This window comes from Shinella sp., assembly GCF_035998705.1.
Taxonomy (GTDB): Bacteria; Pseudomonadota; Alphaproteobacteria; order Rhizobiales; family Rhizobiaceae; genus Shinella.
On record NZ_DASYHH010000025.1, the window covers coordinates 283,132 to 295,114 of the forward strand.

10 protein-coding genes and 1 pseudogene are annotated in these 11,983 nt (G+C 65.8%); 2 read left to right on the top strand and 9 right to left on the bottom strand.

Translation table 11 applies throughout. The features are described 5' to 3' along the window. Positions 1-22: 22 nt before the first annotated feature. The 7 genes and pseudogenes from VGN93_RS22690 to VGN93_RS22720 form a co-directional block, all read right to left on the bottom strand. The gene (locus VGN93_RS22690; protein ID WP_327509268.1) at positions 23-244 is read right to left on the bottom strand and encodes a hypothetical protein; all 222 of its coding nucleotides are present in this window, start codon (positions 242-244) and stop codon (positions 23-25) included. Between the two features lie 86 nt (positions 245-330). Further along, positions 331-1,572, bottom strand: a complete 1,242-nt coding sequence (locus VGN93_RS22695) for a hypothetical protein (protein WP_327509269.1) — start codon at positions 1,570-1,572, stop codon at positions 331-333. A 42-nt stretch (positions 1,573-1,614) separates the two neighbouring features. Beyond that, entirely contained in the window at positions 1,615-2,280 is a 666-nt protein-coding gene (locus VGN93_RS22700) for a hypothetical protein (protein WP_327509270.1), read from the bottom strand. 46 nt (positions 2,281-2,326) lie between these two features. Beyond that, positions 2,327-2,528 (bottom strand): annotated as a pseudogene (locus VGN93_RS22705) (methylated-DNA--[protein]-cysteine S-methyltransferase); the annotation flags it as partial. A gap of 98 nt (positions 2,529-2,626) precedes the next feature. Further along, a complete protein-coding gene (gene lpdA / locus VGN93_RS22710) occupies positions 2,627-4,030 on the bottom strand; it encodes a dihydrolipoyl dehydrogenase (protein ID WP_327509272.1) in 1,404 nt (467 codons plus the stop codon). Beyond that, entirely contained in the window at positions 4,027-5,193 is a 1,167-nt protein-coding gene (locus VGN93_RS22715) for a dihydrolipoamide acetyltransferase family protein (protein ID WP_327509273.1), read from the bottom strand. The genes lpdA and VGN93_RS22715 overlap by 4 nt, the downstream gene beginning before the upstream one ends. A gap of 3 nt (positions 5,194-5,196) precedes the next feature. Beyond that, on the bottom strand, positions 5,197-7,275 hold the full coding sequence (locus VGN93_RS22720; RefSeq protein ID WP_327509274.1) for an alpha-ketoacid dehydrogenase subunit alpha/beta: 2,079 nt from the start codon (positions 7,273-7,275) through the stop codon (positions 5,197-5,199). A gap of 120 nt (positions 7,276-7,395) precedes the next feature. Between VGN93_RS22720 and VGN93_RS22725 the strand changes: the two genes are divergently transcribed. Further along, positions 7,396-7,863, top strand: a complete 468-nt coding sequence (locus tag VGN93_RS22725) for an Lrp/AsnC family transcriptional regulator (protein ID WP_319314082.1) — start codon at positions 7,396-7,398, stop codon at positions 7,861-7,863. A gap of 5 nt (positions 7,864-7,868) precedes the next feature. On the opposite strand, the gene VGN93_RS22730 is transcribed toward VGN93_RS22725, so the two are convergent. Then, the gene (locus VGN93_RS22730; protein ID WP_319314080.1) at positions 7,869-8,774 is read right to left on the bottom strand and encodes a DMT family transporter; all 906 of its coding nucleotides are present in this window, start codon (positions 8,772-8,774) and stop codon (positions 7,869-7,871) included. A 150-nt stretch (positions 8,775-8,924) separates the two neighbouring features. Here VGN93_RS22730 and VGN93_RS22735 point away from each other — a divergent pair, with 150 nt between their 5' ends. Continuing rightward, positions 8,925-10,709 (top strand): IlvD/Edd family dehydratase, encoded by a 1,785-nt coding sequence (locus tag VGN93_RS22735; protein WP_327509275.1) that lies wholly within the window; start codon positions 8,925-8,927, stop codon positions 10,707-10,709. 89 nt (positions 10,710-10,798) lie between these two features. Here VGN93_RS22735 and VGN93_RS22740 read toward each other — a convergent pair whose 3' ends face one another. Further along, positions 10,799-11,677 carry a DMT family transporter gene (locus VGN93_RS22740; protein ID WP_327509276.1) on the bottom strand — a complete coding sequence of 293 codons (879 nt, stop codon included), beginning with the start codon at positions 11,675-11,677 and terminating at the stop codon, positions 10,799-10,801. Positions 11,678-11,983: the final 306 nt, after the last annotated feature.

An 11,983-nucleotide genomic window follows, 5' to 3' on the forward strand; every position in this document is an offset into this window, starting at 1 on the left:
ACGTTTGCCGATCGCGCCGGTCCTAGTGACCGTCGAAATGCCCGGCCGAAAGGGCCGGCGCCTGCGCGACCTTCACGGCGAAGTTGATGCCATTGATGACCGGCTCGCCGGCCGAGCGCATCGCATTGGCCGTCAAAAGGGCGTCCTGGCCGAGCGCTTCGATGGGCTCGACGGTCTTTGCATCGAGGTCGATCATGTAGAGAGCCGGATCGCCTTCCACGCCGATCACAACGGTATTTGCCATATCGCTTTCCTTCCTCTCGGGTTGCCGGAGCTTGCCGCGGGATCGCGAAAAGGCTCCATCTCTTGGTTTTCTCGCACGACCTAGTGCTAGAAACCTGCTTTCTTCAGGCCGGTCCTGTACATGTCCTTCTGCCACCGCTCCTTGATCGGGATGGTGGAAAGCCATGTTTCCAGGTCGAAATCCGGATTGAGCTGAAGCACGCGCCGGCGCTCCGCGGCGGCGGCCTGCGCATTGTCGAGCATGCCCCAGGCGGCGGCGGCAAGGCGCGCGGCAGGGGCGGAAACCGTCATGCGCTGGATGAAGTCGATCGCTTCCCCGTATCGTTCGAGGAAGAAGCAGGCGCCGGCCGCACTCCAGAGATAGGTGTCCGGCGGAAGGAAGTTCAGCGCAATGGCGCGCTCGATGGTCGTCAGCCCCTCCAGCGGGCGGGAGGCGTGCACGAGCGAATCCGCGAGGCTGTAGATGGCATCCGCATAATGCGGGCCGAGACTGACCGATGTCGAAAGCGCCTTGACGCTCTCCTCGACAGCGCCCTGGTAAAGCCGGGCGACGCCGTGTTCGCGATGGCCGAGCGGCGAGAGCGGGTTCTGCCGGATGGCCTCGCACGCCGCCTTTTCCGCCGCCTGCAACAGCGCCGGGTCGTCGCGCCCGCGCAGCAGCCATTCCATGGTGAAGGTGCGCGACAGGCCGCTCAGCGCCGGGGCGAAATCCGTGTGTTCCTCCAGCGCCTGCAAAAAGGCCTCGCGCGCCCAGAGGCTGTCGGCGAGCGTCATCGCTTTCAAGCGGTCCAGGCCCTTGAGATAGAGATGATAGGCGCGCGCGTTCCGCACATAATCGGCGTAGAACACCTCGTTGCGTTCCAGTTCCTGCGCAAGCTGGAGCGTCACCGCCCGCGCGATCTCCCGGCGCTGATCCGGCAGGAAGGCGATGTGCAGCGCATACCGCGCCGCCCAGATCGTCGTGTCGGAAGGAAGGAAGACAAGCTGGAGAAGCAGGCCTTCCGGCGTGCTGCGCGCATCCAGGATATATTGAACCTTGTTGCGCTCCAGATGGTCGAGCCAGTCAGGCTCGTTTCGCAGGCAGCTTGCGGTATGGGGTGCTACGACGGAAACGGTGCGCATGGCGCACAAGCCCATGGTGATGTCGTCGATCAGCGCCCGGGCGAGCGCGACCTCGGCGGCCTTCGCCTTGCGGGTCAGTGGCGGCAGGAGGGCGATGCGCGGGTTCGGCAGGAACTGGCCGGGAGCGTCCCGCCGCGCCCCGGCGAAGGGTGCAGGCCCGGTCGAGCGGGGAGCGGAGTGCTCGGAACCACGCGGGAGCGCCACCATGCGACACGGCCCTTCGTCACGATAGGTGAAGTTGAATTAGAACTATGCTTCAACTTCCGGCAATCCGCAATCGGCGATGGTAGCCTGCCCGCGATTTTTCAAGGACGGGTGGAAGACGGGTCGGTAGCCGGCGGCGAGCGCCCCGATCGTCGAGGGCGGCGTCAGCAATCCGTCGGCGTTGGCGAGGTGTTGCGGGCTAGCATAACCCTCCACCGCCCACCGATAGGCAAGGCCACCGCGAAGCGTAAACGCCTCCGCCCCGCATGCCACGACCGTCCCGTCGGGAAGTGCTGCCAAGGGTCCTTCGAGCGGATGCAGGCGCTTGCGGCGGCGCGCGACCCGCTCGGCGTGGAGCACCGCGTCCATCGCGCCGGCAAGGGGTGGCGCTTCTCCTCGTGCGGAGGCCCAGCAAGCCCGAAAGCCCTCCGCCGCCTCCCGCCGGCAGAAGAAGCAGGGGCGATGGCCGGCCGCGAGGGCTACGGCCTCGTCGAGAAAGAACAGTTCAGTCCAACTTCGACCGCCCATGACGTCGCGGCAGCGCCCCTTGTATTCGCAGAGGCAGATCAGCCATGCCTTGCTCGACCAGCGCTTGGTGAGAAGGGTTTTGGTCGCCGGATCATGGATGATGCCGCGATTGCCGGCGAACAGGCCGCGCTGCGGGAGGGCGACGATCTCGCCGAAGGGCGTGACACGGTTTTGCAATGGCATGGTGTTTTCCCGGCTGACACAGGCAATCACCATAACCTCAAATCGACGCTACCGCCCGCACCGATGTCGGCGAGCCGATACGCCGCGCGATCTCGGAATAGGAGGTTCGCGCACCGGCCGGAATTTCCTGCAGCGCCAGACGCGGCGCTGGAACGCCGTGCCGCGCACATCGAGCGGAAGCCCCAGGCCGATGTTTCCACGAAGCCGACGAGGCGCGCGACCAGCGCCTCATAATCCCGGTTGGCGCCGCCGGCGCGATATTGCCGGATCGCGGCCACCATGCCTGCAACCCGCGGACGTCACACTCCGATCCTTGCTCTCAAATCCGATCAAAGACCACCCGATTTCAGATATGGATGGCCGCGCCGGTGAAGGCGAGGGCGGCTTCCTTTATGGCTTCGCTGTGGGTCGGGTGAGCGTGGCAGGTATAGGCGATGTCCTCCGCCGTTGCGCCGAACTCCATTGCCTGCGCGATCTGCGCGATCATCGTGCCGGCCATCGCGCCGATGAGATGGGCGCCGAGCAGGATGCCGGTCTTCTCCTCGGCCAGCAGTTTCACGAAACCCTCGGTATCGCCGTTCGCCTTGGCGCGGCTGTTGGCGAGCATCGGGAAAGTCGAGGCGCGGTAGGCGATGCCCTCGGCCTTCAGCGCCTGTTCGGTCCTGCCGACGGCGGCGATCTCCGGATCGGTATAGACCACGGCGGGGATCATGGCGTGGTTGACGATGCCAGGCTTGCCGGCGAGCCGTTCGGCAACCGCGATGCCCTCATCCTCCGCCCGGTGCGCCAGCATGGGGCCGCGCGTCACGTCGCCGATCGCGTGGATGCCCGCGACGCCCGTCCAGCCGCGATGATCGACCGGCACGAAGCCGCCGTCATCGGGGGTGACGCCGACCGTTTCCAGGCCGAGATCGCCGGTATTGGGCTTGCGGCCAGTCGCGAGAAGCACGACGTCCGCCACGACTTCCGATGCGCAACCATAGGCGGTTCGGAGGGCGAGGGTCGCGCCGCCGCTTCCGGTCTCGACATGGGTGACGGTGGTCGAGGCGAGGATCGACATGCCCTGCCGGGCCAGCAGCTTCGTCATCGTCGTGCGGATATCCTCGTCCATGCCGGGCAGGATGCGCTCCGCATATTCGACCACGGTTACCTTGGCGCCAAGGCGGCGCCAGACGGAGCCGAGTTCGAGACCGATGACGCCGCCGCCGATAACGACGAGCCGTTCCGGCACCCGGGAGAGGGACAGCGCGCCGGTCGAGTCGACGACGATGCCGGCGGCGTTGTCCACCGCCACGCCGGCGAGCGTCGCCGGCTGCGAGCCGGTGGCGATCACGATGGATTTCGCGCCGACCGTCTTCCCGGCGATCTCCACACGGCCCGGTCCGGCAAGACGTGCCCGGCCCGCGAGACGGGTTACGCCGTTCTTGCGAAACAGGAAATCGATGCCCCTGGTGAGCGACGCGACGGTTGCGTCCTTGCGCGCCATCAGTTTGGCGAGGTCGACGGAGACAGAGCCAGTGTCGATGCCGAAACCGGCCATGTGGCCGTCGCGGGCGGTTTCGAGCAGATGCGTGGCGTGCAGCAAGGTTTTCGAGGGGATGCAGCCGACATTGAGGCAGGTGCCGCCGAGCGTCGTCCGCTCCTCGACGCAGGCCGTCTTCAGGCCGAGCTGCGCGGCACGGATGGCGCAGGCATAACCGCCGGGACCGCCGCCGATCACCAGCAGATCATAGTCGGGGGAAGCGGTCATTGCGGCCAGCTTTCGAGCGTTTTGACGAAGCGGGTCAGCCAGCTGTTGGTCTGGTGGCCGTCGAGCGAGCGGTGGTCGATGGTGAGGGAGACATAGGCCATGGGGCGGATCTGGATCGTGTCCACGCCATCGACCTCCCGCACCACGACGCGCTTTTCCAGCTTGCCGACGCCGAGGATCGCCGATTGCGGCTGGTTGATGATGATGGGCGTCGCGACCAGCGAACCGGAAACGCCGTGGTTGGAAATGGTGAAGGTGCCGCCGCGCATATCGGCGGGCGTCAGCCCCTTTGTCCGGGCGCGGGCGGTGAGGTCCTGCAAGCGCGTGGCGATACCGGAGAGCGAGAGGTTCTGTGCCTCGCGGATGACGGGCACGACGAGGCCGTCGTCACCCAGTGCCGTGCCGATGCCGATATTCACATCCTCGAAGACCTCCAGGCGATCGGCGAACCAGCGCCCGTTGACCGCCGGCACGGCCTTCATGGCGGCGACGCAGGCCGCGACGATATAGGCCGTGTAGGAGAGCGACACGCCGGACGCGGCAAACGCGGCCTTGTTCTTCTCGCGATGGCGCATCACGGCGCTGAAATCGGCCTCGAATATCGCAGTGACATGCGGTGCCGTCGAGACGGACATCTGCATGTGCTCGGCAATGGCGAGCCGCATCGGCGAATGTTCGATCGCCCGGGAGCGCAGGTCGCCGCTCGGCTTTTCCATCCGCGGCGGCGGTGTGTTGGCGGGTTGCGGCGGCGCGGCAAGGGCCGCCTCATGCGCGGCATCCATGTCGGCGCGCGTCACGCGTCCGCCCTTGCCGGAGCCCGTCACCGTTGCCGGGTCGATGCCGTATTCCTCGGCCGCGCGCCGCACCGCCGGGGAATGGTGCATCGCTTCCGTCACGGCCGGCGCAGCCTCCTTCGTGGAGCCCGCCAGCTTGATCCGGCCGAGCACCGCACCGGGCTCCGTCTTTTCGCCGCTCCGCATGAGGATTTCGTGCAGGGTGCCGGTGATCGGCGCAGGGATTTCCTGGGTCACCTTGTCGGTTTCGAGTTCGACGAGCGGATCGTCGAGCGCCACCGTCTCGCCGATAGCCTTCAGCCAGTTGCGCACGACCGCCTTGGTGCCTTCCTGTTCCTCAGGGGCCAGAATATCGATCAGATCGGACATCGTTCAGAACTCCAGCAGCGCGTCGATCTTGGCGCGGATTTTCCCGACCGAGGGCACCGCCCAGTCGAGCAGCACCGGATTGTGCGGGCTCGGTATGTCCGGCATGGTGAGGCGCGAGACCGGCGCATCGAGGTCCATGAAGGCCTCGTCGGCCACCACGGCCGAGATTTCCGCGCCAAAACCGGCAGTTCCGAGATCCTCGTGCACGATGAGGCAACGCCGCGTGCGGCGCACGGAGGACAGCACGGCCTCCCTGTCCCAAGGCATCAGGGTGCGCAGGTCGATGACGTCGGCCGAGACCCCATCCGCAGCCTCTTCGCAGCGATGCACCATCGCGCCCCAGGTGACGAGCGTGATCCTGTCGCCCCGGCGCGTGAAGCTGGCCTTGCCGAAGGGCAGCGAATAATCGTCGCCGGGATAGGGCCGGCGCGCCCAGGCGTGGTCCAGCATGGCGCGGTGTTCGAAGAAGATCACCGGATCGTTGCCGCGCAGGCTGGTGCGCAGCAGGCCAACGGCATCCGCCGCATTGGACGGCACCGCGACCTTCCAGCCGGGCTGGTGCACGAAGGCGACCTCGTTCGTCTGGCTGTGCCAGGGGTCGCCGCATTTGAAATAACCGCCCGGCATGCGCAGCACCATGGGGGCGGCGAACCGGTTGTTGGTGCGCCAGCGGATCGTGCCGCAATCGTTGATCTGCTCGGTGGCGGGTTCGGCATATTTGCGGAACTGGATTTCCGGCACCGGCATCAGCCCCGCCAGCGCCATGCCGACAGCCCGGCCGACGATGCCTTCCTCTGAAAGCGAGGTATCGAACACCCGCTCGCTGCCGAACTTCTCCTGAAGCCCGAGGGTCACCGCATGCACGCCGCCCTTCGGCCCGATGTCCTCGCCGAACAGCACGACGCGCTCGTTGATCGACAGTTCATGGTCGAGCGTGCGGCGAATGGCGGTGACCATGTTGATGCGCTGGCCCTCCGACTGCGCCGTGGCGACCGTTTCCGGCGCCGTGTAGCCGTGGCGGACCTGCCCGCCCATTACCTGCGCCTCGCCGTCGAAGAAGACGTGCCGGGTCACCGTCTCGGGGACGGCCGTCGGGCGCGCTTCGGCGGCGATACGCGCCGTCTCCGCCGCCTGCCGTGCGTCCGTGTCCGCGGCATTCCACTCCGCCTCGCTTAGCACGGCGGGCACGATATAGTCCTTCAGGCGCGGCAGGGGGTCACGCGCCCACTCGCTGCGCACCGTCTCCTCGTTCTTGTAAGCCTGGGTATCCTGGAAGCTGTGGCCTTGCAGGCGCGGCACGGTGAGGCGCAGCAGGACGGGGCCGCGGCTGCGGCGCACATGCTCCACCGCGTCACCCGTCAGCCGCGCGGCGGCCGCGGGATCGGTGCCGTCGCCTTCGAAGATCGTCAGGTTCTTCCAGCCGGAAAGGTTGGCGGCGATGTTGCCGCCGGGCGTCTGGATGGTCGAGGGGACCGAGATGCCGTAGCCATTGTCCTCGATGTAGAAGAGCATCGGCAGGGTCTGGGTGGTGGCGATGGTGAGCGCCGACCAAAACCCGTTCGAGGCGACCGAGCCATCGCCGCCGAGCACCACGGCGATGCTCTCGCTGTACTCCGCCTTGCCCAGGACGTCGGCATAATATTTGACCGCCTGCGCCCAGCCGGCCGTCGGCGTGTATTGCGCGCCGACACCGCCGCACATGGGAAGTGCCGATGCGCCGTCGAGGTTCGGATAGTTGAAGACGACGCCGATGTCGCGCCCGTCAGAATAACCGCCGGCGCGGCCCATCGCGGAGCCCAGCGCATCGGCGGGATCGACGCCGAGCGAGAGCAGAAGCGGGCGCGAGCGATAATAGCCGCAGGTCGCATCATGCCGGTCGGTGAGGTGGCTGCCGAGCATGATCTGCGCCATGTCATGGCCGCGGGCGGAGAACTGGTAGAGCACCTTCTTCTCCGGTACGAGGCGGGTTTCCTCCATCTCGTCGAGCGCGCGCGACAGGTGCATCAGATAGGTGATGCGCTTCCAGTCGACGGTTTCATCCGGCGCGTTCCGGGCGATGGGTTTGAGCGCGGCCTGTGCCATGGTTTCCTCCCGCATGTGCATGGATGGAAAGTGTAGGACGCGGCAGGCGAAAAAGCGTTTCAAACAACACGGGCTTTACGATAGAAATGAAACAGCCGTATCTTATTTCCGGGCTTTACGATGAATTCCGTTCAACTTGACGCCATCGACAGGAAAATCCTGAAGGTCCTGCAACGCCGGGGCGATATCAGCCATGCGGCGCTTGCCGAGGAGGTCGGTGCCTCCAGCGCCTCTTGCTGGCGGCGGATCAAGGCGCTGGAGGAGGCGGGCGTTCTCGGTCCCACCGTGCGCCTGCTCGACCCGGACCGCATCGGCCGCGGCCTCAACGTCTTCTGCCAGGTGCGCATGAAATCGCACGATCCCATCGCACGACGGGATTTCGAGCGCTTCGTGCAGACGCATGAGGAAGTGCTGGAATGTTATTCCATGTCCGGCGAGTGGGATTATCTCATCCGTGTCGTCGTGAAGGACGTCAGGGATTACGAGCAGCTTCTCATGCAGGCGATCCTGACCCACGAGGCGGTCGCGAACTCGTCGTCGCATTTCGCGCTGAAGAGCGTGAAATACACGACCGAACTGCCGCTTTGACGGTCTCAGGCGCGGGCGCGGCGCTTCAGTTGCTGTTCGCGGAAGAAGATGAAGAGGCCGGAGGCGACGATGAAGCCGGCGCCGATCAGCATGGCCGGGCGGGGCAGATCGCCGAAGAAGATCCATCCGAAGACGACGGCCCAGAGCAGCAGCGTATATTGCAGCGGCACGACGGTCGCGGCATCCGCCAGCTTCAGCGAGCGATTGACCAGCATGTGCGCGCTCATCGCGACGATGCCGAGCAGGCTCAGCAGACCGAGGCCGACGCCGCTGACCGGCGCCCAGCCGGACGGATCGGCAAGACACCAGACGCCCGCGAAGATCACCGCCGCCCCCATCTGCCAGAAGACCAGCGTCGTATCCGGTGCCGCGCGCAGCGACCGGCCGAGCACCAGGGCCACGCTGAAGGCAAGGCTGCCGGCAAGCGCGATGAGGGCTGGCAGCGTAAACGTGTCCTTCGATGGCTCCAGCGCGATGACCACGCCGATAAAGCCGATGATGATCGCCGTCCAGCGCCGCCAGCCGACCTTCTCGCGCAGCAGCAGAGGCGACAGCGCCGCCACGTAGATCGGCGCGGCAAGCCAGTAGGTCATGGCATCGGCGAGCGGCATGTAGGCGACGGCGAAGTAGAAGGCGGATGCCTCGAACGCATAAAGCGCAGAGCGCAGGAAATGCAGTTTCGGGCGATCGACATTAATGAGCTGCCGCCATCCCGTGCGCCACAGGAATGGCGTCAGCACCAGCATTGCGGCGGCGCTGCGGATCAACATGAGCTGGCTCACGGAATAGGTGGCCACCAGCCATTTGCCAAGCACGTCGTTCAGCGAAAACATGGCCATGCCGAGCAGCATCAGCATCACGCCAAGGCGGGCAGTGCCGGAGGCTGGCGAGGAGGCGGTGATGTCGGTCATGGCGGAAACTCGGGTCTCGGGTGAGAGCGCTGTGACACATTCCACGGGCCCGATCCAGTCAGCAATTTTGATAGCTGCATCAAGCATCTGTTGATCCCGAGGGGCAGGGATGGAACAGTGCGGGTGGATATTGTTTACAAGGTGCATTTCATGACGGACGAAAAGACAGGCAAGCGCCGGCTGCGATCGCAGGACTGGTTCGACAACCGCGACCACATCGACATGGCGGCGATCTATCTCGAGCGCTTCATGAACTATGGCATCACGCCGGAAGAACTGCGCTCCGGCAAGCCGGTGATCGGCATCGCGCAGAGCGGCAGCGACCTGACGCCGTGCAACCGGCACCATGTCGATCTTGCCAAGCGGGTGCGCGACGGCATTCGCGATGCGGGCGGTATTCCCATCGAGTTCCCGACGCATCCGATCTTCGAGAACTGCAAGCGGCCGACCGCGGCCCTCGACCGCAACCTCGCCTATCTCGGCCTCGTGGAAATCCTCTACGGCTATCCGCTCGATGGCGTCGTGCTGACCACCGGCTGCGACAAGACCACGCCCTCGGCGCTGATGGCGGCCTCGACGGTCGATATTCCGGCGATCGTGCTCTCCGGCGGGCCGATGCTCGACGGCTGGCACGAGAGTGACCTCGCCGGCTCCGGCACCGTCATCTGGCGCTCGCGGCGAAAGCTTGCGGCCGGGACGATGGACGAGGAGGAATTCTTGCAGGCCGCGATGGATTCCGCGCCCTCCATCGGCCATTGCAACACGATGGGCACCGCCTCGACGATGAATGCGCTGGCCGAAGCGCTCGGCATGTCGCTGACGGGCTGCGCCGCGATCCCGGCCGCCTATCGCGAGCGCGGCCAGATGGCCTATCGCACCGGCCGGCGCGCGGTGGAACTGGTGCTGGAGGACATCCGCCCCTCGCATATCCTCTCGCGCGACGCCTTCCTCAACGCGATCCGCGTCAATTCGGCGATCGGCGGCTCCACCAATGCGCAACCGCATCTGATGGCGATGGCGAAACATGCGGGCGTCGAACTGAAGCCGGAAGACTGGCAGGTGCACGGCTACGACATTCCGCTGCTCGCCGACGTGCAGCCGGCCGGGCGTTTCCTCGGCGAACGTTTCCATCGCGCCGGCGGCGTGCCGGCCATCATGCGCGAGCTGCTGGATGCCGGAAAGCTGGATGGGCACTGTCCGACGGTGACGGGGCGCACGCTTGCGGAGAACCTGGAGGGCCGCGCGGCGACCGACCGCGAGGTCATCCGGCCTTACGGCGAACCGCTCAAGGAGCGGGCGGGCTTCCTCGTGCTGAAGGGCAACCTGTTCGATTTCGCGATCATGAAGACCTCGGTGATTTCGCCGGAGTTCCGCGTGCGTTATCTGAGCGAGCCGGGCCGGGAAGGCACGTTCGAGGGCAAGGCCGCCGTGTTCGATGGGTCGGAGGATTACCACAAGCGCATCAACGACCCGGCGCTCGGCATCGACGAGCGCACCATCCTCGTCATCCGCGGTGCGGGGCCGCTCGGCTGGCCGGGCTCGGCGGAGGTCGTCAACATGCAGCCGCCGGATCATCTCCTGAAGCGCGGCATCACCAGCCTGCCGACGATCGGCGACGGGCGCCAGTCCGGCACAGCGGACAGCCCGTCGATCCTCAATGCCTCGCCGGAAAGTGCGGCCGGCGGCGGGCTCGCATGGTTGCGCAGCGGCGATGTGATCCGCATCGATCTCGAAAACGGGCGCTGCGACATGCTTGTAGAGGCGGCGGAAATCGAGCGTCGCAAGGCCGACGGTATTCCGCCGGTGCCGGCCGACGCGACGCCGTGGCAGCGGCTTTATCGCAAGACGGTGACGCAGCTTTCGGATGGTGCGGTCATCGAGGGAGCCGCCGATTTCCGCGAAATCGCCAAAACACCGCCGCGGCACAACCACTAAAGCATGTATGGTTTCTTTTGTTTTCGTTTGTCTTTTCGCGGAAAACATCAACGCCGTTATGCACGCCAAAACAGGCGGGAGGTGAGGCTTCAACCCCGCCGGGCGACAAGAATGCCGGCTAGCACGATCAGGCCGCCAACCGCCTGCATCGCGCCGACCGGCTCGGCGAGCAGGATCCAGGCGAGGATGGCCGCGACCACCGGCTGCAACAGCAGCGTCAGCGACGAGAAGGCCGTCGGCAGGTAGGCAAGCGCATAGGTCACCAGACCCTGCCCGCCGACATGGCTGATGAAGGCAAGGCCGACGACCATCGCCCAGCCGAAGAGGGTGATCGGCACCATGCTGCCTTCGAAGAAGAAGGCGATCGGCAACATGCAGACGGCGGCCGAAAACGTCGTCCAGACCATGATGCGCAGCGTCGAGAAACGCGCGCGGACATGGCCGAGCGCCAGCATATAGCAGGCGTAGAAGACGGCGGCCGTAATCGCAGTCGCATCCCCTGCAAGCTGCCCGCCGCCGATCGCACCCGGCCCGCCCTTCAACACGATGACCCCGACAAGCGCCAGCGCCAACCCCATCAGGAAGACGGGCGTGATGCGCGTGCGGAAGACCAGCCAGGAGCCGAGCGTCACGAAGACCGGCGCCAGATTGGCAAGCAGCGTCGCATTGGCGACGGAGGTCATATGCAGCGACAGGTGCCAGGCGACCAGATCGATGGCGAGGAAGATACCGGGCAGCAGAAGCGCAAAATAATCGCGCAGGCCGGATGGCTCTTCGTCAGCCTCTTTCGCGACGCGCGAGATCAGGAAGAACGGCAGCAGCGCCAGCGAGACGCGCCAGAACGCCGTCGCCAGCGGCCCCACTTCGGACAGGCGGACGAAGATCGGCGAACCGCCGATGGCGGCGCCACCGACGAGAAGGGCTGCGAGCGCGAGGCGGCTATGGGTGGAAGCGGCAATCTGGGACAAGGTGGCAGTCCGGACATCAGGATGCCAGCGAGCTATCAGACTGCATCGGGTTGAACCAGACGGACGCCGCTAATTTAGCGGAAAACTTTGCATCCATGAAAAATCGGCACCCTTTCGAGCGCCGACTATGTTTTTCAGCAAACCTCGCCCCCTCTCCACGTCATCCTCGGGTCAAGCCCACAGGTGTCCGGTTTAAATTCAGGCCCATTCGAGCACCATCTGGCTGGTGTCTTGCGGCGGGTCTGGTGGTGGCTTCAGCAGGCGGTCTGTTCGGCGGCGATGCATGAGGTTTGCGCGTATGAGGCG

Excerpts from the sequence above, each read along its gene's own strand:
- VGN93_RS22690 (WP_327509268.1), bottom strand. The coding sequence starts at position 244 with ATGGCAAATACCGTTGTGATCGGCGTGGAAGGCGATCCGGCTCTCTAC.
- VGN93_RS22695 (WP_327509269.1), bottom strand. The coding sequence starts at position 1,572 with ATGGTGGCGCTCCCGCGTGGTTCCGAGCACTCCGCTCCCCGCTCGACC.
- VGN93_RS22700 (WP_327509270.1), bottom strand. The coding sequence starts at position 2,280 with ATGCCATTGCAAAACCGTGTCACGCCCTTCGGCGAGATCGTCGCCCTC.
- lpdA (WP_327509272.1), bottom strand. The coding sequence starts at position 4,030 with ATGACCGCTTCCCCCGACTATGATCTGCTGGTGATCGGCGGCGGTCCC.
- VGN93_RS22715 (WP_327509273.1), bottom strand. The coding sequence starts at position 5,193 with ATGTCCGATCTGATCGATATTCTGGCCCCTGAGGAACAGGAAGGCACC.
- VGN93_RS22720 (WP_327509274.1), bottom strand. The coding sequence starts at position 7,275 with ATGGCACAGGCCGCGCTCAAACCCATCGCCCGGAACGCGCCGGATGAA.
- VGN93_RS22725 (WP_319314082.1), top strand. The coding sequence starts at position 7,396 with ATGAATTCCGTTCAACTTGACGCCATCGACAGGAAAATCCTGAAGGTC.
- VGN93_RS22730 (WP_319314080.1), bottom strand. The coding sequence starts at position 8,774 with ATGACCGACATCACCGCCTCCTCGCCAGCCTCCGGCACTGCCCGCCTT.
- VGN93_RS22735 (WP_327509275.1), top strand. The coding sequence starts at position 8,925 with ATGACGGACGAAAAGACAGGCAAGCGCCGGCTGCGATCGCAGGACTGG.